Origin of the sequence: Leekyejoonella antrihumi (assembly GCF_007845645.1) — a bacterium.
In the GTDB taxonomy this organism is placed as follows: domain Bacteria; phylum Actinomycetota; class Actinomycetes; order Actinomycetales; family Dermatophilaceae; genus Leekyejoonella; species Leekyejoonella antrihumi.
On the sequence record NZ_VCQV01000023.1, the window covers coordinates 21,637 to 39,872 of the forward strand.

17 protein-coding genes are annotated in these 18,236 nt (G+C 68.7%); 6 read left to right on the plus strand and 11 right to left on the minus strand.

Going from position 1 to position 18,236, the window contains the following annotated elements; translation table 11 throughout:
• Nucleotides 1-105: 105 nt before the first annotated feature.
• The 6 genes from FGL98_RS15460 to FGL98_RS15485 all read left to right on the plus strand — a co-directional run bounded on the left by FGL98_RS15460 (nucleotide 106) and on the right by FGL98_RS15485 (nucleotide 6,683).
• On the plus strand, nucleotides 106-1,314 hold the full coding sequence (locus FGL98_RS15460) for an MFS transporter (RefSeq protein WP_186526193.1): 1,209 nt from the start codon (nucleotides 106-108) through the stop codon (nucleotides 1,312-1,314).
• Between the two features lie 83 nt (nucleotides 1,315-1,397).
• On the plus strand, nucleotides 1,398-2,597 hold the full coding sequence (locus tag FGL98_RS15465; RefSeq protein ID WP_146318050.1) for a CaiB/BaiF CoA transferase family protein: 1,200 nt from the start codon (nucleotides 1,398-1,400) through the stop codon (nucleotides 2,595-2,597).
• The gene (locus FGL98_RS15470; RefSeq protein WP_146318052.1) at nucleotides 2,594-3,853 is read left to right on the plus strand and encodes an MmgE/PrpD family protein; all 1,260 of its coding nucleotides are present in this window, start codon (nucleotides 2,594-2,596) and stop codon (nucleotides 3,851-3,853) included. The genes FGL98_RS15465 and FGL98_RS15470 overlap by 4 nt, the downstream gene beginning before the upstream one ends.
• A 21-nt stretch (nucleotides 3,854-3,874) precedes the next feature.
• Entirely contained in the window at nucleotides 3,875-5,035 is a 1,161-nt protein-coding gene (locus FGL98_RS15475; protein WP_146318054.1) for an acyl-CoA dehydrogenase family protein, read from the plus strand.
• Nucleotides 5,032-5,865: an HpcH/HpaI aldolase/citrate lyase family protein gene (locus FGL98_RS15480; protein WP_222432206.1), complete on the plus strand. Its 834-nt coding sequence runs from the start codon at nucleotides 5,032-5,034 to the stop codon at nucleotides 5,863-5,865. The genes FGL98_RS15475 and FGL98_RS15480 overlap by 4 nt, the downstream gene beginning before the upstream one ends.
• Nucleotides 5,862-6,683 (plus strand): HTD2 family dehydratase, encoded by an 822-nt coding sequence (locus FGL98_RS15485; RefSeq protein WP_146318056.1) that lies wholly within the window; start codon nucleotides 5,862-5,864, stop codon nucleotides 6,681-6,683. Before FGL98_RS15480 ends, FGL98_RS15485 begins: the two co-directional genes overlap by 4 nt.
• A gap of 6 nt (nucleotides 6,684-6,689) precedes the next feature.
• Here FGL98_RS15485 and FGL98_RS15490 read toward each other — a convergent pair whose 3' ends face one another.
• The 11 genes from FGL98_RS15490 to FGL98_RS15540 all read right to left on the minus strand — a co-directional run bounded on the left by FGL98_RS15490 (nucleotide 6,690) and on the right by FGL98_RS15540 (nucleotide 18,207).
• Nucleotides 6,690-7,889 carry an MFS transporter gene (locus tag FGL98_RS15490; protein ID WP_222432207.1) on the minus strand — a complete coding sequence of 400 codons (1,200 nt, stop codon included), beginning with the start codon at nucleotides 7,887-7,889 and terminating at the stop codon, nucleotides 6,690-6,692.
• 2 nt (nucleotides 7,890-7,891) lie between these two features.
• The gene (locus FGL98_RS15495; RefSeq protein WP_146318058.1) at nucleotides 7,892-8,761 is read right to left on the minus strand and encodes an aldo/keto reductase; all 870 of its coding nucleotides are present in this window, start codon (nucleotides 8,759-8,761) and stop codon (nucleotides 7,892-7,894) included.
• Between the two features lie 121 nt (nucleotides 8,762-8,882).
• Entirely contained in the window at nucleotides 8,883-10,925 is a 2,043-nt protein-coding gene (locus FGL98_RS15500; RefSeq protein WP_146318060.1) for an MFS transporter, read from the minus strand.
• Between the two features lie 57 nt (nucleotides 10,926-10,982).
• Nucleotides 10,983-11,597 (minus strand): TetR/AcrR family transcriptional regulator, encoded by a 615-nt coding sequence (locus tag FGL98_RS15505; RefSeq protein WP_222432208.1) that lies wholly within the window; start codon nucleotides 11,595-11,597, stop codon nucleotides 10,983-10,985.
• A gap of 145 nt (nucleotides 11,598-11,742) precedes the next feature.
• Nucleotides 11,743-13,191: an FtsX-like permease family protein gene (locus FGL98_RS25830; protein WP_146318062.1), complete on the minus strand. Its 1,449-nt coding sequence runs from the start codon at nucleotides 13,189-13,191 to the stop codon at nucleotides 11,743-11,745.
• Nucleotides 13,188-13,919 (minus strand): ABC transporter ATP-binding protein, encoded by a 732-nt coding sequence (locus tag FGL98_RS15515; protein WP_146318064.1) that lies wholly within the window; start codon nucleotides 13,917-13,919, stop codon nucleotides 13,188-13,190. Before FGL98_RS15515 ends, FGL98_RS25830 begins: the two co-directional genes overlap by 4 nt.
• A 35-nt stretch (nucleotides 13,920-13,954) precedes the next feature.
• A complete protein-coding gene (locus FGL98_RS15520; protein WP_146318066.1) occupies nucleotides 13,955-14,491 on the minus strand; it encodes a PadR family transcriptional regulator in 537 nt (178 codons plus the stop codon).
• A 169-nt stretch (nucleotides 14,492-14,660) separates the two neighbouring features.
• Entirely contained in the window at nucleotides 14,661-15,653 is a 993-nt protein-coding gene (locus FGL98_RS15525; RefSeq protein WP_146318068.1) for a hypothetical protein, read from the minus strand.
• A gap of 100 nt (nucleotides 15,654-15,753) precedes the next feature.
• A complete protein-coding gene (locus FGL98_RS15530; protein ID WP_146318070.1) occupies nucleotides 15,754-16,548 on the minus strand; it encodes an MBL fold metallo-hydrolase in 795 nt (264 codons plus the stop codon).
• A 70-nt stretch (nucleotides 16,549-16,618) separates the two neighbouring features.
• Nucleotides 16,619-17,347, minus strand: coding sequence for a DUF998 domain-containing protein (locus FGL98_RS15535; protein ID WP_222432209.1), 729 nt, complete (start codon nucleotides 17,345-17,347; stop codon nucleotides 16,619-16,621).
• On the minus strand, nucleotides 17,344-18,207 hold the full coding sequence (locus tag FGL98_RS15540; protein ID WP_186526195.1) for an NmrA family NAD(P)-binding protein: 864 nt from the start codon (nucleotides 18,205-18,207) through the stop codon (nucleotides 17,344-17,346). The genes FGL98_RS15535 and FGL98_RS15540 overlap by 4 nt, the downstream gene beginning before the upstream one ends.
• Nucleotides 18,208-18,236: the final 29 nt, after the last annotated feature.

The window sequence follows — 18,236 nt, forward strand, 5'->3', positions numbered from 1 at the left end:
TTGGTTCACATTCGGCTGTATTCGCCAGACCCCTTGAGGAGTGCCATGGTAATGCCCGACGAGTTGTCCCCAACTCAAACCACACTGGAATGCGGAGATCGTCCTGTGTCGGCGTCTACCGTAACCGGCCGACCACTGATCATTCTGACCGCAATTGTGCTCCTGGCCTACACCTTCGTGAGCCTGGACAACGCCATGCTGGGCCTGGCGCTGCCCACGATCTTGAAGGACACCGGTTGGAGCGTCGCCGCGATCGGCTACGTCACCACCGGTGGCTTCGCCGCGGCCGTCGTCGCCGGCCTGGTCGTCGGACCGCTGGCCGACAGATACGGGCGCCGTCGGGCGATCCAAGGTGTCATGCTCTTCACGGGCGTGTTCTCCGGCCTCACCGCGGTAGTGCAGTCGTTTACGCAGTTCGCGGCCGTTCGCGTCCTGGCCGGCACTGCACTGGCAGAAGGTCCGCTCGGTGACGCGCTGCTGTCCGAGGAGGCTCCACCTCGACGTCGCGGACTGCTGGTCGGCATTGCCCAGGCCGGCAACCCGCTCGGCAACGCGCTGGCAGGAGTCATCGCGGCCTTCATGTTGCCCTCAGGCTGGCGAGCCCTGTTCCTGATCGCCTTCCTGCCGGCGGTGTTCGGTGTCATCGCATTTCAGTATGTTCGAGACTCTGCCCGGTTCCGCGAGCAGGCACCGGCTACGCGCGTTGGCTCCTTCGGTTCGTACCGCCAGCTGTTGACACGGGTGAACGGTCCTCGCTTCGGGTGGATGTGCCTGTTCATGTTCCTCGCGATCGGCACGTACGGCATCCTGCTGATCTTCGGCCCGCTCTACATGACCGAGAACGGCGGCTTCACGGCATCTCGTGCGGCTGCGGTGTTTGCGGCGGCGCAGTGGGCCGCGCTGATCTCGCAGGTGGGTTTCGGCTGGCTTTCGGACCACGTCTCACCGAAGTGGACCATGGTCTTCTGCGTGGGAATGGGCGCACTGTGCATGGTCGTCATCGCGACCAGCGCCGGAAGCTCTGCGGCGCTCGTCACGGGTGTTATCGCGGCAACCTTCTTTGTCCAAGGAACCTACGGCGTCGTTCCGAGGTATTTGGCCGAAAGCTTCCCGACGGCGATCCGGGCGACGGTGATATCCGTGGGATTCGGGCTGGCGAATCTTGCGCTCGTGCTCATTCCAACTCTCGGCGGGCTGCTTTTCGCGGCGGGCCACTCGGTGTCACTGATGTACATCGGTGCGGCATTCGTTGGACTGGCCGCTGTCATCATGGCCTTCGCGCGCAACGTGACACCAGGTGGAATTCTCACGTGAACCGGTGAGACGCGAGTCCGGAAGAGCGCACCATGGAACTGTCGGCATTAGGCGAATGGCCCGCGGGCCGAGAAGGAGAAACTGTGCTTCCCCTGGAGGGCATCACCGTTGTCAGCGTCGAGCAGGCCGTCGCGGCGCCGTTCGCGACCCGTCAGCTCGCCGACCTGGGCGCCCGCGTCATCAAGGTGGAGCGGCCGGGTGCGGGCGACTTTGCCCGCGGGTACGACGAGACGGTGCATGGACAGTCCAGCCATTTCGTCTGGCTGAACCGTTCCAAGGAGTCGATCGCCCTTGATCTCAAGGACGCCGACGACCTGGCAGTGCTGCACCAGCTGCTGGACGGCGCGGATGTCTTCGTGCAGAACCTCGCACCGGGTGCGGCCGACCGGCTGGGCCTGTCGGCGACACAGCTGCGCGCCGACAACCCGCGGCTCATCCACGCCAGCATCTCCGGATACGGCGACGGCGGACCCTTCACCACCAAGAAGGCCTACGACCTGCTGATCCAGTGCGAGTCCGGCCTGGTCTCGATCACCGGCACCCCCGATAACCCCTCCAAGGTCGGCATCTCAGCGGCCGACATCGCCGCCGGGATGTATTGCTACAGCGGCATTCTCACGGCACTACTCCACCGCGAACGCACCGGCGAGGGCGCCGAGCTGACGATCTCCATGCTGGAGTCGCTGGGCGAGTGGATGGGGTTCCCGATGAACTACGCGATGTATGGCGGGACCCCACCACCGCGCACCGGTGCCTCGCACGCGGCAATCGCCCCCTACGGGCCGTTCCACTGCGCGCAAGGGCCTTCCCCCGCAGGCGGGAGGTGCCCCCAGGTCTTCCTCGGCATTCAAAACGAGCGAGAGTGGGCGACGTTCTGTCACAAGGTTCTTGACAATCCGCAGCTGGCAACCGACGAGCGGTTCTCGTCCAACAGCCGGCGCGTGGAGAACCGAGCCGAACTCACTGCCGCCATCGAGCGAGGATTCGCGGACCGGAGCGTCGAGCAGGTCGTGCAGCGACTGGAGGAGGCCGGCATCGCCAATGCGCAGCTGCGTGACGTGCAGGAGTTCGCCGAGCACCCACAGCTGGCCGCGCGGGACCGGTGGCGTCAGGTGCAGACGCCGGCCGGCCAGATCCGTGCGCTGGTGCCGCCCGCGACGGTCGCCGGGCAGGAGCCGGTGATGGGCCCGGTGCCCGCTCTCGGAGAGCACACCGAGTCGATCCTGGCTGAGCTCGCGACCCGAGCGGATCAGGCCGCGACAGCTGCCGGGAGCCGGCGATGATCGCCGTCGACCTCGCCCACTGGGCCGTCGACCTGGGGGCACCTCCCGCTCGCGGGGGAACGCCGACCGCGGCCGACTTGGCGCTGGCGGACCGGTCGTTGCAGGACACTCTCGCCTGCGCGATTGCCGCCCGACAAGAGCCGATCATCGCCAGGTCCCGGTCACTCGGAGAGGCCGGACGCTGGGCCGTCGCCAGTCACATCGTGGACTTCGACGACCTGCACATGCCGTCGACCACCCACATCAGCACCGTCTGCGTGCCCGCAACGCTGGCGACTGGCGGCGGACCACGGGATTACCTCGCCGGCGCGGGCGTCATGGCCCGGATCGGAACGGCCCTCGGCTGGTCGCACTACTCCGCCGGCTGGCACGCGACCACGACCTCGGGAGCCATGGGCGCCGCGGCCTGTGCGGCGAGCGCTCTCGGCCTGGATGCTGCACAGACCGCGACGGCGCTCGCTCTCGCTGTGCCGGCCTCCGGCGGGGTGCGGCGAGCGTTCGGCACGGATGCCAAGTCGCTGCAGGTGGGCTTCGCCGTGGATGCCGGTCTGCGCGCGGCCGCGCTGGCGGCCGACGGCGCCAGCGCCGATCCGCGAGCGGTGGACGAGTGGCTGCGACTGGTCGGTGGCGAGACCGATGTCGCCGCCGACCTGGAGACGGGCGCTCCCGCGGTGCCGGACGGACTCGCGATCAAGGTCTACCCCTGCTGCTACGCCCTGCAACGACCGATCGCTGCAATCGGTGAGATTCGCTCGCAGATCGACGTAGCCGATGTGCAACGTATCGTGGTGCGGACGCCGGACTGCACTGTCACGCCGCTGGTCCACCATCGCCCACAGACCGGGCTAGAGGGCAAGTTCAGCCTGGAGTATGCCGTGGCCGCCGCCCTGCTCGACGACTACTGCGGCTTCGCCACCTTCACCGACGACGCCGTGCAGCGACCCGAGGCGAGGCGGCTGATCCCGATGGTTGAGATCGAGCTCGGATCGGGCTCCGGTGGTCTGCTCGCCGGCCACGTCGAGCTCGACGTGCACGTCGACGGAGGGGTGCTGCACTCCACCCGACTCGAGTTGCCGCCCGGTGCGCCGACGCGGCCGCCCACTTCGGCGCAGCTGGACCGCAAGATCGAGGACTGCCTGGCCGGATCGGGCGTATCGGCACGTGAACTCAGCTGGCCGCTCGCGGCCGACGTCCTACGTCACACGCTCGCCGATGCCACGGCATTCCAGACCACTGTCGGCGCGAACGCGCGCTGACCACACTCGAAGGAGACAGACGTGGAAGGCCTTACCGCCGCCGAGGTGTCGATCGTCAAGCTGGTGCGCGACTGGGTCACGCACGAGGTGAAGCCGGTCGTCCAGGAGCTCGAGCACGCCAACACCTATCCCGAGAAGCTCATCGACCAGATGAAGGAGATGGGCATCTTCGGGCTCGGAATTGGCGAACCATGGGGCGAGACGAAGGTCAGCCTGCCGTGCTACGTGCTCGTGACCGAGGAGCTGGCCCGGGGCTGGATGAGCCTGGCCGGCGCCATGGGCGGCCACACCGTTGTCGCCAAGCTGATCCAGGACTACGGCACGCAGGAGCAGAAGGACCGCTATCTGCCGCGCATGGCGACCGGCGAGCTGCGCGCGACCATGGCCCTGACCGAGCCCGGCGGCGGCTCGGACCTGCAGGCGATGCGCACGACCGCCACCAAGAGCGGCGACCACTACGCGGTCAACGGGTCCAAGATGTGGATCACCAACGCGCGTCGTTCCGGCCTCGTCGCAGTGCTGTGCAAGACCGACCCGCAGGCCAGCCCCGCACACAAAGGCATCAGCATCCTGTTGTGCGAGAAGGGACCCGGATTCGAGGTGTCCCGTGATCTCTCGAAGCTCGGCTACAAGGGGGTCGAGACGTGTGAGCTGTCCTTCGACGGATTCCAGGTGCCCGCCGAGCAGCTGCTCGGTGGCGAGGAGGGCCGCGGGTTCGCCCAGATGATGCGAGGGCTCGAGGTCGGCCGGCTCCAGGTAGCGGCCCGCGCACTCGGTGTCGGACGGGCCGCGCTGGAGGACGCGCTGGCCTACGCCCAGGAGCGCGAGACCTTCGGCAAGCCGATCTGGAAGCACCAGTCGATCGGCAACTATCTCGCCGACATGGGCACCAAGCTCGAGGCCGCCCGCCAGCTAACGCAGCACGCCGCGCGGCGGGCCGAGTCGGCGGAGCGCGCTGACATGGAGGCGGGCATGGCCAAGCTCTTCGCGTCCGAGACCGCAATGGAGATCGCCCTCAACGCGATCCGCATCCACGGGGGTTACGGCTACTCCACCGAGTTCGACGTCGAGCGCTACTTCCGGGACGCCCCGCTGATGATCGTCGGCGAAGGCACCAACGAGATCCAGCGCAACGTGATCGCCGCACAAATGGTCAAGCGCGGCACGGTGGCCCCCGAGTGAATAACACGCACGGCGACCTGGCGACTGCGTGCACGCTGCTGTTCGTCCCCGGTGACCGGCCAGAGCGGTTCGACAAGGCAGTCGCGGCCGGGCCCGACGTGGTCGTCATCGACCTCGAGGATGCGGTGGCGCCCGGGCACAAGCTGGTTGCGCGCGAGCACGTCACGCGGTGGCTGACCGATGGCGGCCGGGCAGCAGTCCGCGTGAACTCCGCCGGTTCCCAGTGGTATGCCGATGATGTCGCTGCGCTCGCGACCTTGGGTCAGAGGACGGGTCTGGTGGGGGTCGTGCTGCCGATGGCCGATGATCCCCAGGCTGCGACGCGGCTGCACCAGGGCACGAACGTGCCGGTGCTTGCCCTGATCGAGACCGCTCGCGGTGTGTTACGAGCTTCCAAAATTGCGGAAGCGGACGGAGTTGTCCGGTTGGCGTTCGGCGCGCTGGACTTCGCGGCCGATGCCGGCACGGACGATCCGACCACTCTCGCGGTGGCCCGTGCGCAGCTGGTGCTCGCCTCGCGTGCGGCGGGCCTCGAGGGGCCGCTCGACTCGGTCACGACCGATGTCAGCAGTGGAGGAGCGGCAGGCGCCGACGCACGATCGGCCGAGGCCGTCGGCATGGCGGGCAAGCTGTGTGTCCATCCGTGCCAGGTCGGTCCAGTGGCAGCGGCCTTTGCGCCGTCACCGGACCAGGTCGAATGGGCGCGACGGGTGCTCAGCGCGGGATCAGCGGGTGGAGTCACCGTCATGGACGACGCCATGGTGGACGAGCCGGTCCTGTTGCGGGCCAGGCGCATCCTGCAGCGCGCCGTCGGAAAGGACCAGTCATGAGTGCTCTGACGGATGAGAAGGCCAGTCGATGCGAGGTGATCGCTGCCGAGCCGACACTGGCGATGGCGGGGCTGCTCGACATCGACCCGCCGATCGACGACCGGGTGCCCGAGCTGTGGCACTGGCTGTATCTGCTCGACCGCAGGCCGACCCGCGAGCTCGGAGAGGACGGCCACCCGACCTCCGGCATACCCGCACCTCCCGGCCCCGGCCGGCGGCGGATGTTCGCCGGCGGACGGGTCGACACGTTGCAGCGGCTGCGGATCGGCGTGGAGGCGACCCGCACATCTTGGGTGACGGACACGACCGAGAAGCAGGGGCGCAGCGGACCGTTGACCTTTGTCACCGTGCGGCACGAGATCGTGCAGGGCGGAGACCTCGTGATCGCCGAGGAGCAGGACATCGTCTACCGGGCTCCGGGCACCGCCGCGCTTGTCGTCGATGAGACGGACGAATCACCGCAGGGGCGCGAGGCAGAGCTGGTGCTCTCGGTCGACGAGGCGCTGCTCTTCCGATTCTCGGCGCTGACCTACAACGCGCATCGCATCCACTACGACCGCCGCTGGGTCGCGCACGAGGGTTACGCCGACCTGGTCGTGCACGGTCCGCTGCAGGCACTGATGATGGGCGAGCTTGCTCGACGGTGCGGAATTGCGTTGACCGGCAGTCGCTTTGCCTACCGGCTCGTCTCCCCGATGGTGGGCCCGCAACCGATCCATGTGTATGCCGCCGAGTCCGGTCTGCGCGACGGCGCGCAAGTGTGCACGGCCGGCGGACGACCCACAGCGATCGGCACCATCTCGTCGCTCGACGACTGACGAGCCTCAGCCGGTGGGGCGACGCACGAGCACCAGTGCCACGGCCGCGAGCAGGGCCACCACGGCCGCAAAGACGATGCCCGCACTCACCAGTCCGAAGGCGCTCGCCAGCGCCCCGTCACCGATGACCGGCACGGAGATGCCCACGTAGAGCATCACGAAGAAGGTCGAAGTCACCTCGCCCCGCTGGTCCGCCGGGGTGGCCGCGGCGACCGAGCCGAGCCCGGCCCGGAAGCTCATGCCCTGGCCGAATCCGGCGACGATGCCGCCGACGATCAGCAACGCCAACGAGTGCAGCGGCAGGCTGATGCCCACCAGGACGGCACCGGCGATGAGGATGCCGCAGCCGAGCTCCAGGGCGCGGTCAAGGTCCACCCGGCTCGACAGGCCCTGACCGGCCACCGACGCGGCAAACACCACGAGCACGATGACACCGACCAGGGCGCGGTTGCGGTGGTGTAACACGGTGCCCAGGAAGGCCGGCGACACCGCAGTGAACAGACCAAGCACGGCGAACCCGGCAAACCCGGCGATGGCCGCCCGGGTGAACAGGGCACGGATCTGAGGCGGCACCCGCAGCGGCCGGGGGCGTAGCCGCAGGGTCGCCACCCGAGACACGGGGTCACGCACGACAAGGACGCACAGGGCGCCGATCGCGACCAGCACGAGGTCGACGATGAAGGACAGCTGCAGCGGCAGCGGTGCGTATTCGGACAGGACGCCGGCGAGTAGCGGTCCCAGACCGAGACCACCCATGTTGACGGCTGCGGCGAGCAGACTCGCGCGCGCCTTCTCGTGTGCCGGCGCCAGGTCGATGATCGTGGCCGTGGCCGTCCCGGTGAAGATCCCGGCCGACAGGCCGGACAGCATTCGCCCGACGAACAGCCAGCCCAGCTCACCCGGCAGCAGGTAGGCGATCGCCGACAGAGCCGACAGGCCCAGTCCGGCGAGCAGCAGCGGACGACGGCCGATCTGGTCCGACCAGTGCCCGAACAGCAGCAGACCGGCCGTCACGCCCACCGCATACGTGGCGAACACCACGGTCGTCACCAGCTCGCCGAAACCGAACTTGGTCGCATAGAGCGGGTAGAGCGGGGTGGGCAGGGTCGTCCCGAGCATCGTGATCGCGAACGCGGCGCCGATGAGCACGACACCCGGCCACCCGGCGGAGGTCCGCCGGGTGGCCGTGCCGAGTGGGGCGGTCACGCCTAGTCGTCGACGGCGTCCGTGAGCTCGGTGACCTGCTCGTCGCTCAGCTGCAGGCCGGCCGCGCCGAGGTTCTCCTCGAGGTGGTCGACGCTCGACGTGCCAGGGATGGGCAGGACGACCTTCGACCGGGCGAGCAGCCAGGCCAGCGCGATCTGCGCCGGAGGCGCCCCGGTCGCCTTCGCGATGTGGTCGACGAGCCCGCCGCGCTCGGCGAGCTTGCCGGCGTTGATCGGAAACCACGGAATGAAGCCGATGCCCTCGCGGTCGCAGTAGTCGAGGACCGCCTCGGACTTGCGGGTGCTCAGGTTGTAGAGGTTCTGGACGGTGCTGATGGGCACGATCTTGCGGGCGGCGTCGATCTGGTCGACGCCGACCTCAGACAGCCCGACGGCGCCGATCTTGCCCTCGTCCTGCAGGTCCTTGAGCAGACCGATCTGTTCCTCGAACGGGACGTGCTCGTCGATGCGGTGCAGCTGGAACAGGTCGAGACGCTCCACGCCGAGCCGGCGCAGGCTCGTCTCTGCCTGCTGACGCAGGTACTCGGGGCGCCCCACCGGGTGCCACTCGTCGGGGCCGGTGCGCACCAGGCCGGCCTTGGTCGCGACCAGAACCTGCTCCGGGTAGGGGTGCAGCGCCTCCCGGATGATCTCCTCGCTGACGTGCGGGCCGTACGAGTCCGCGGTGTCGATGAAGTCAACGCCGAGCTCGACGGCACGGCGCACGACTCGCACGCACTCCGTCCGATCGGCGGGGTCACCCCAGATGCCCTTGCCGGTCAGGCGCATCGCGCCGAATCCGAGCCGGTGAACCGTCCGGTCGCCGATGGTGAAGGTGCCGGAGGCGTGGTTCTGCGTGGCGGTGTCGGCCATGGGTGGTGACTCCTCGCGATGGGGTGCGGATGACTACGTGGTCAACGGGCGTGCACCCCACGGCATTCCCCGACGACAGTGCGCGGTGCGTCCTGCCGTCGGGCGCGGGTCGGCTCGGTCGTCAGGTGCTGGCCGGCTCGGGGGGCCGCGTTCGCGCCGCTTCGAGCATCTTGTCGTCGTCGGCCATCAGCGCTCCGGCGAGCCGCCTGACGCGCTCGACCAGGTCAGGGTTGTCCTCCGGGCTCCAGTCGCCCAGCAGCTCTTCCAGGCGGTCTCGCCGAGCCTGCAACAGGCGGGCGATCGCGCCGTGTCCCGACGTGCTGAGTGCCAGGCGATGGCCGGGGCGGTCATGGTCTTCGACCAGTAGGCCCTTGGTGTGGAGGTTCTCAGCGAGTTGGGTTAGGCGGTCGACCGGTCGATTGACGACCGCCGAGATCTCGGCGAGGGTCGACTCAGGGTGGTCGTCGAACCGATAGAGCAGCCAGCACTCCCGCGGCCCGAGGTCCAGATCCGCGCGCCGGGCCAGATCGGCATAGAGGTCGTGGCGGTTCTCACGGGAGTCGAGCACCGTGATGGCCCGCTCGACCTCTTCCAGCGAGCTGCGCTCGACCGGCATCGCAAAGGTCTCTCCCGCGTCAACCGCCCCCGTGGTGGCACGCAGCTCGATCTCCGGCAGGATCCACGTCAGCAGGAAGGCGACGATGCCGATCGGCACGGCGACCAGGAAGACGGTCTGCAGCGATCCGGCATACGCGTCGATGACACCGGACTTGATGTGGGCGGGCAGCTTGGCGAGTATCTCGGGGCTGATGCCCGAACCACCCGCGCCACCAGGCAGCTTGACGTTGCCGAGGGCATCGCGCAGGTGGCCGGTGATGACGCCCGCGAAGATCGCTCCGAAGACCGCGGTGCCGAAGGAGCCACCGATGGATCGGAAGAAGGTCGCGCCTGCGGTCGCCACGCCCAGGTCCTTGTAGTCCACCGCGCTCTGCACGACGATCACCAGGACCTGCATGACGCAGCCGAGGCCGACGCCGAGCACGAACATGAAGACCGAGGTCATGAAGATGCTGGTGCCCACGCCCATGTGTGACAGAAGGAACATGCCGAGCGTCATGATCGCGGTGCCCATGACCGGGAAGACCTTGTAACGACCCCACTTGGAGATCAGGATGCCCGAGCCGATCGAGGTCATCAGCAGCCCGGCCATCATCGGCAGCATGCGGACGCCCGAGATCGTCGGGTTGACGCCCTGGACCACCTGCAGGAAGAGCGGGAGATAGGTGATGGCGCCGAACATCGCGAAACCCACCACGAAACCGATCGCGGAGGCGGCGGCAAAAACCTTGTTGGTGAACAGGTTCAACGGGAGCACCGGCTCGGCGGCGCGGCGTTCGGCGAGGATGAAGCCCGCCAGCAGCACCACACCGAGCACCGCCATGAAATAGATCGGGAAGGAGTTCCAGGCATAGGTCGTGCCGCCCAGGCTGGTCAACAGGACCAGGTCGGTGGCGGTCGCGGCGATCAGGATCGTGCCGAGGTAGTCGATCGTGTGACGCACCTTGCTCAAGGTGCCGGGCAGCACGATGGCGGTGACGACCAGGGCGATCGCGCCCACCGGCACGTTGATGTAGAACACCCAGCGCCATCCGGGGCCGTCGACCAGCAGACCGCCCAGGAGCGGGCCGACGACACTGGTGACACCGAATACGGCGCCGAACAGGCCCTGGTACTTGCCGCGTTCGCGCGGCGAGACGACGTCACCGATGATCGCCTGCGCACCGATCATCAGGCCGCCGCCACCCAGGCCCTGCAGGGCGCGGAAGAGGATCAGTTCGAGCATTGACTGGCTGAGGCCCGAGAGGATGGAGCCGATCAGGAAGATGACGATGGCGGCCTGGAAGAACTGCTTCCGGCCGTACATGTCGCCGAGCTTGCCCCACAGGGGGGTCGAGGCGGTGACTGCCAGCAGGTAGGCCGTGACGATCCAGGACAGGTGGTTGGCGCCGCCGAGGTCGCCGACGATTGTCGGCAGCGCGGTGGCCACAATCGTCTGGTCGAGAGCCGCCAGCAGCATGCCGAGCAGCAGGGCGCCGATGATGGCGTACAGGCGACGCTTGGGAATAGTGGAGGCAACGGGCGTCGTCTCAGTCGCAGAGGACACGGAATCTCCTTGCAGCGGGTGGTTTCAGGCTGGATGAGGCAGGTGCGCGGAAGGTCGTTACGGCGCCGGCGGATGTAGGCCGGACGCCAGGAGGTCGACCGCCTCGGTGACGAGAGCCGGCAGGTCGGCCGCCGGGCCGGACTTCCAGCGGCGGATCGCCACCCGGTTGGCCATGGCGACCGCGGATGCGACGAGGGTCGGATACAGGTCCCGATCCGCGTCCAGCCCGGTGCGGGTGGCGATGGCCTCGGCCAGCGCGGTCTCCATGCTGGACCAGGCGGTCAGGTGAGCGGCGAGCAGTTCCGGGTTGTCCTTGATCGCCTGCAGGCGGTCGCCCCAGTCGCTGCTGTCGACGCTGATCTGACCGGCGTGCTCGAGAAGGACCGCCCGCAGCGCCGCGACCGGCTCCTCGCCGGCCGGACGCGCGATGACGGCGTCGCGGATGCGCGCCGGCTGCTCCGGGTCGAACCCGACGACGGCCTCCTCCTTGGTGGAGAAGTAGTTGAAGAACGTCCGCACCGAGACATTCGCGGCGGCGGCGATCTCCTCCACGGTGACCGCCCGTAGGCCACGTTCCAGGGTGGCTTCCAGGGCCACCGTGCGTAGCGCGTCCCGGGTCGCGCGCTTCTTGCGCTCGCGAAGGCCCTCGGTCGGCTCGGCTGTCTCAGTCACAGCGATCAGAGTACTCCTAATGTGCACTAACTGCAAAATTGCAGAGTAGGCATACGTGCACACGGTGTAACCGTCTTCTCGTACCTGTCTTCTCGTAACCACCTTCTCCCACCACGCCCAACCCCGCCTCGAGGGGGTCAGTTGGTCAGGCGGCGGTGCGCAGCTCGGTGATGCTGGTGCTGCGCGGCAGAAAGACCAGCGAGACTGCCGTGACCAGCACTGCTGCCGCCACAGTGCCACCGGCCAACAGTCCGAGTGATCCCCAGGGCACCGGCACGACGTGCATCGCATTGGACGTGCCACTGGAGCTTCTGACGGAAGTACCCATGAGGCCGCGGGCGCCGAGGAGGCCGGCGGTCGTGGCCAGCGCGATGGTCGGCACCAGTGGCAGCACGGTCTCCCAGAGGGTCGCCGCGGCCAGTGTGCGCCGCGGTGTGCCGCCTGCCTTGAGCGCGGCAAGGGTGCGGCGGCGAGTCACCACTCCCTCGGTCGCGGTCACGAGCAGACCGGCCGTCGCGAGGGCGATGGCGACGACAAGCATCAGGTTGAGCAGGTCGAAGGTGTCGACGTAGAAGGACTCATCGTTGTCCTGTGTGATGACCAGGATGGCTGCCCGGATGCCTTCCACGCCTGAGCCGAGAAGGACCGCGAAGGTCACGACCGTCGTCGCGCGACTGGCAGTGAAGGGTGCGTCGATCATGCGTCGTGCGGCGATCAGCAGCGAGGCGCGGCTGGTTCTGGGTGCGATGGCGCGACCGAGATGGTAGGCAACAGAGGCTGATCCGTAGATCAGGCCGGTCAGGGTCAGGACGAGGAGGAGAATGGTCGACACGGGCAGCAGCCACACGGAGTTGTCAACGGAGCCCGGTAGGAGCGCGTAGATCCCCTGCCATGCGGCGAGTCCGACGGTGCCGATCAGGAAGAGCGCCGCAGGAGTGGCGCTGGGCGGTCGATGAGCCTCCCGGTGGATGACTCCGAAGGGAGTGATCGCGGTCCGACGCAGCGCGACCACCGAGCCGACCGTGGCGAGCACTGGCACCAGCAGCAGCGCGATGACGATGAGCCAGAGGTGTGGCATGACATCGGTCGGTAGGAGGCGACCGTTCGGAGCGCTGCTGACAATCGTCCCGTCCCCGCTGGCGGCCATTCCCTGCGACGCCGTCCCGGCGAGTTGGCGCGTGATCAGATAGCCGAGCCCGCCGACGAGTGCCCCGATAAGGGAGGCGAGCCCGGCCTCCATGGCGACGATGCGGCGTACCTCCGAGGGTGTGCCGCCGGCCATACGCAGAGCGGCCAGTCGCCGATCGCGGGCGGGCGCGCCGATCCGCGAGCACTGCGCAACGAAGTTCAGGATCGGGATGCACAGCAGCGCGAGGACGACGATGACGCCCGGCCGCAGGCCGGACTGTTGCAGGATGTCCAGCCGATAGGGACCGTTGCGCGGACCGATGGAAGCGACCGCGGATGCCAGTAGCAGCACGAATGACGCGGCCGCCGCGCCGACCACGGTCAGCCCGACGCGGATGCCGTCGACGCGGCTGCCTGCCGAGGCGAGCCGGATCAGCGTGCCCAGTCGCGGCCCGCGGCTGCTCATCCGAGGTCACCGTCGGGGCCGGACACCGAGGCGAGGTGTCGTGCCGGGTGGTGATCGAGCTGACCGTCTCTAATGCGGATCTCGCGATCACCGTAGGCCGAGACGCGGGCATCATGGGTGACCAGGAGGACCGTCGTGCCAGACTCCCGGGTCACTCGGATCAGCTGGGCCATCACCTGTTCGCCGGCCAGTGTGTCCAGCGCTCCGGTCGGCTCGTCGGCGAAGAGGACCTTTGGCTCGGCCACCATTGCGCGGGCGACGGCGACCCGCCCAGCCTGCCCGCCCGACATACTCGACGGCCGTGTCGAGGCGAGCCCGCCGACCTCGAACCGGTCCAGCCAGGTCAGCGCGGCAGTCATCGCCTCGGATCGGCGTCGTCCGCCGAGCAGCAAGGGGAGGGCGACGTTTTCGATGGCGGTGAGCTCGGGGACCAGTTGGCCGAACTGGAACAGCACGCCGAACTCCGTGCGGCGCAGCCGAGACCGCTGCCCCTCCCCTTCCGCGCTGATGCGGCGGTCACCGAACGTCACCTCGCCGGCATCGGGGGTCACCACGCCTGCCAGGCAGAGCAGCAGGGACGACTTGCCCGAGCCGGACGGGCCGGTCACGGCGACAATCTCCCCCTTGCCGATGGCCAGGCTGATGCCCTTGAGGGCGGGCGTATGTCCGTAGGACATCACCACGGATCTCGCGGTCAGCGCCGGCTGCTCGTCTTCGGTCGATTTCATGTGCGACCCCCTGATAGATGGTGGCGTGAGTGCGTTCATGTCGCGATCGCCTCGCCGAGGGCGGCGACGCGTTGAAGGGCCGACTCCATCCACTGCAGGTCGGCATCCAGGTGGGCGATGGCGTAGTCGGCCGCCAGCACCTCGTGAATCGGCAGCGACGGGTCCGTTTTTGCCCGGGTGTATCGGCGCATCGCGTCGAGGTGCGACGCGCGTTGCCGTTCCAGGCAGGTGGTGGCGTAGGCCGTGTCGGTCACCAGGAGCGCCACCGTCACCTTGGTGGCCAGGGGGTTCGCGACATGCACGAACGGCGTCTCGACCGTCTCGATCCAGTCGGTCAACTCGGCCCGCCCGGTGGCCGTGATGGCATACACCGTGCGGTCCGGCCCGTCGACGCGTTGCACCGCCACAGGTTCGACGAACCCCTGGCGGTGCAACCGCTCCAACGACGCGTAGACCTGTCCGTAGGCCATGGGCTTGGCCGCGGGGAACCGGTCGTCATGTGCGCGCTTGAGGTCATAGCCGTGCTGCTGCCCCCTGCTCAGCAGCCCCAAAAGCACGTGACCCGTTGACATGGCCCTATCTATTCACACAGTGAATAGATCTGTCAACGGGTCACCACCACCGCCACCATCCACCCGCTGGGCCAATACCGCCTGTGCCAATACCCGCTGTGTCAAGAGATACCCGCCCAGTTGTCGAGCGAAGAGCACAACTCGAGGGAGCCAGTGGGCGACCCGCGGGTCACCGCAGCGGGCGGTGAGTCCGGCGCCTCGAGGTCGGCCAGTAGCACAGCGCAAGGAGAGCCAGCAGCGGGGCGGCGTTCACATCGGTCGCGGTCCCGGTGGCGATCTCGCCGAAGTCCTGTGCGACGACCCAGATCACCAGGGACAGGGCGATGGCAAGGACCAGGCCCGGACGGGTCAGCGAGGGGACGAAGAGACACCCGGCGATGAGCAACAGGCAAACGGCAAGCACGATCGACGCTGCCAGCCCGCGACCGGCGAGCAGGTCGGCGCCCCAGGTATTGATGCTCCGGATCCAGTGCGGTTCGCCGTCGGCCATCCCGGCCACGGTGTCGTGCATTGCACCGGCCGCCCGGTTGGCGGGCAGCAGGGTTTCGATCGCGAACCACGCCCACAGGACCACCCACAGGCCGAGCGCGCCGAACCTGCCCAGTGGACTGTCCGTGGCCACGCTCCGCGGCGCCGAGCCCTCAGGCGCCGATCGGCGCGGCCAGAGCAGGACGGCGATCACGGCATACAGCAGGGCGCCGCCGGGCAGGCCGTCCAGCAGGGACACCGGGCCGATCAGGATGCCTCCGAGGCCCTCTCCCATCCACCAGACCGACAGGGCCCAGGCGATGGACACGACCAGCGCGGGCTTGCGAGTCCGGCGCCACAGCAGTCCCAGGGCGATCACCAACTGCAGCGAGGCGAACGCGGCGTTCAACAGCACGAGGTGATGCGACATCAGGGTCGCGGACCAGTCGATCGGGCCTCGCACCCAGCCCGGGTTGCCGGCCGCCGTGGGGCGAATGATGTCGTGCGGGAACGCCTTGGTGAACATGTAGGGCTGGTACTGCAACGCCGCATCGACCAGCCACGCCAGTCCGAGCAGGCAGGTCAGCCACCCTCGCCAACTGCCCGACGCGCGTATACGGCCCGACGCGCGTACACCGCCCGCCGCACCGGTGCTGTCCACGGTGCCACCCGGTGCCGAACGCGTCTGCTGCATCGTGACCAGCTCTTCTTGGAGATCGGAATGGAGTTGCCTGGAGGGCGACCTGTTATCGAATGTACTTCGAAGCCACGCCGCTTCCGGATGGGCGGCGCGGTCAGGCATGACCTCGGCGCCCGACGGCGACCTGGGCGCCGTGGTCCCGCAGCAGCCAGTCCCGGCCGTATGCCGTGTCGGGACCAAGGCGCGGATCGTCCTCACCGCCGCCGGATTCCAGTGCCCTCAGGTAGTCGCGATCAAGCGCGAGCCGGCGACGCAACTCCTGCGCATCGCCGGCGGCTCCGTGTCCGGGCACCACCAGCCGGGCGCCGGTCGAGGCGAGGTCGCTCAGGCGGTCGAGCCCCTCGGCATACGCGGCGACGGGATCGGGTGAATCGAGGTCGAGCAGCGGAATCTCGACGTCGGAGAGCATGTCGCCCGCGACGAGCACCCCGGCGCCCTCGACGAGCAGCGCCACGTGCCCGGGGGCGTGCGCCTGGTGCTCGACGAGGTGCACGCGCGGTCCCACCCACGGCAGCGTGCGGGGTCCGTCCGGCAGGGGAGTGAGGTCGCCGAGCAGGTCGAGCGGTGCGCCCGGTGCAAGGTCGCCGGCCTTGCCGCGTGCGTCCTCGAGATCGGTGTGGATGTGTTCGACGCAGGTCCGGGATGCGAATCTCGGTGCAGTGCCGAAGGCTTCGTGCCAGAGCACGTGATCCCAGTGTGGGTGGGTGGCGAACCCGGCGGCGACGACCAGGCCACGCGTATGCAGCTCGCTCGCCAGATCGGTGAGGTCGGCTCCGCTGATGCCGGGGTCGATCAGGAGGACGCCGTCGTCGCCGAGCACGATCACGGCATTACTGAGGCAGAACGCGCTCTGGCGCACGAGCACGCCGGGCGCAACTTCGCGGAGCATGGTCGTGACACTACGACAGCGGCGGAGCATACGGACGTGAAGGCGTCCGCCGCTGCTCGTACGACGACCGTCAGGACGTGCCCCGCGTCCGTCGGAGGATCCCGATCGCGAGCACGGCGAGGGTAACTGCGCCCGTCACGGCGACCAGACGCTCGAAAAGGCCGGTGTAGCCCGCGTCCTGCGTCAGCACGCTGGCCACCGCGAAGGCGGTGATCAGGACTGCGGTCCAGCGCGTCGGGCGCGCCCAGTTCTGCCAGCCGTGCGTGCGCCGCATCGCTGCGGCCAGGAAGAATGCGGCGATCACGAGCAGCAGGAGGCCGATCGAGCTGATGGCGTTGTCGAGCTGTCCGCCGGTGTTGGACAGTTGCTGGGTGGGGGTGCATCCCGGGTCGGCCATCCGGCAGGCCAGCCTCTCGGCAGGAGAGAGCAGGTCACCGAGCCCGACGATGGACAGGGTGAGCAGGACGGCACCCGTCGATGCTCTCCAGCCACCGGTGCGCAGCGTCGGCCACACCGAACGCAATGCGAAGCCCATCGTGGCGGCGCCGCACAACGTCAGGACCACGACCAGGAACTCGCCGTGCGGCGCGGTGACCGCGGACATGTCGCTGATGGTGTGGGCGAGCACGCTGTAGCGCGGTCCCTGCCAGGACGCCGCGACGAGCCAGCTCGCGAGGAAGACCGCCTGGGCGACCAGGCCGAGCCATGCCCATCGCCGCACCGCGGCGCGACTCCCGGTCGAAGCGGCCGTCAGGCCGGCGCTTTCTCTATCGAGTTTTCGCACGGAAGAATTGCTCATCTTTGACGCTCCATTGGTTGGTCGCCGGCCAGCTCGGCGATGAACTGCTCAAGGGTCCGGGGCGGCCGGCCCAGCAGGGTGCGCAGCACCACGTCGTTCCCGCCGTGGAAGCCGTGGGTGTCATAGTCGGTGAACATGGCGGCCAGGCCATCGCGCTGTGGCCCGGGCGGCATCGCGTCGACGGCCCGAAGCGGCGGGAGATCGACCGGCTCGACCGGCCGGCCGGCGTGGCGGCTCATCGCGACCGCGATCTGTTCGCGGGTGTAGGTGCCGGTGGCCAGCTCGAAGGTTCCCCCGACCAGGTCGTCACGGGCGAAGGCGTGGGCGGCCACCTCGGCCACGTCGCGAAAGTCGACGTAGGTCATGGCGGCGCGGCGCGACCAGGGCGCGGCGTAGATGCCGGTGTCCACCGCGGCCGGCCAGCTGCCGGTCAGCCCCTGAAGGTACATGGCCGGCTGCAGCACGGTGAACTCCATCCCGGAGTGGTAGAGCGCCTCCTCCACCGGGCGGGTGTCGGCGTGGTTCGCCAGTGACAGCGAGGGGTGGTAGACGCCGGAGTAGACGACGCGGCGTACACCGCGGGCGGCGGCCGTGGCGACGGCGCCGGTGCCGAGCGCGACAGTGTCCGGCGCGAAGGCCGGCAGGATGAGGAAGAGGCCGTCGACGCCGTCGAGGGCGGCGTCGAGACTGTCGGGGTCGCGCAGATCGGCGACCACGGTCTCGATCGCACCGCCGCGCAGGGCACGGTCGGTCTTGGCGGGGTCGTGCACGAGGGCGCGCACCTCGACGCCGTGCGCGGCGAGTGCGGGCACGATGTGGTGGGCGAAGTATCCGGTGGCTCCGGTGGCGAGGACCTTCATGGTCGTCATCCCTTTCGTGGATGTCCGAT

Coding starts and splice junctions, on each gene's coding strand:
- FGL98_RS15470 (WP_146318052.1), top strand. CDS start 2,594: ATGATCGCCGTCGACCTCGCCCACTGGGCCGTCGACCTGGGGGCACCT.
- FGL98_RS15485 (WP_146318056.1), top strand. CDS start 5,862: ATGAGTGCTCTGACGGATGAGAAGGCCAGTCGATGCGAGGTGATCGCT.
- FGL98_RS15495 (WP_146318058.1), bottom strand. CDS start 8,761: ATGGCCGACACCGCCACGCAGAACCACGCCTCCGGCACCTTCACCATC.
- FGL98_RS25830 (WP_146318062.1), bottom strand. CDS start 13,191: ATGAGCAGCCGCGGGCCGCGACTGGGCACGCTGATCCGGCTCGCCTCG.
- FGL98_RS15515 (WP_146318064.1), bottom strand. CDS start 13,919: ATGAAATCGACCGAAGACGAGCAGCCGGCGCTGACCGCGAGATCCGTG.
- FGL98_RS15520 (WP_146318066.1), bottom strand. CDS start 14,491: ATGTCAACGGGTCACGTGCTTTTGGGGCTGCTGAGCAGGGGGCAGCAG.
- FGL98_RS15525 (WP_146318068.1), bottom strand. CDS start 15,653: ATGCAGCAGACGCGTTCGGCACCGGGTGGCACCGTGGACAGCACCGGT.
- FGL98_RS15530 (WP_146318070.1), bottom strand. CDS start 16,548: ATGCTCCGCGAAGTTGCGCCCGGCGTGCTCGTGCGCCAGAGCGCGTTC.
- FGL98_RS15535 (WP_222432209.1), bottom strand. CDS start 17,347: ATGAGCAATTCTTCCGTGCGAAAACTCGATAGAGAAAGCGCCGGCCTG.
- FGL98_RS15540 (WP_186526195.1), bottom strand. CDS start 18,207: ATGAAGGTCCTCGCCACCGGAGCCACCGGATACTTCGCCCACCACATC.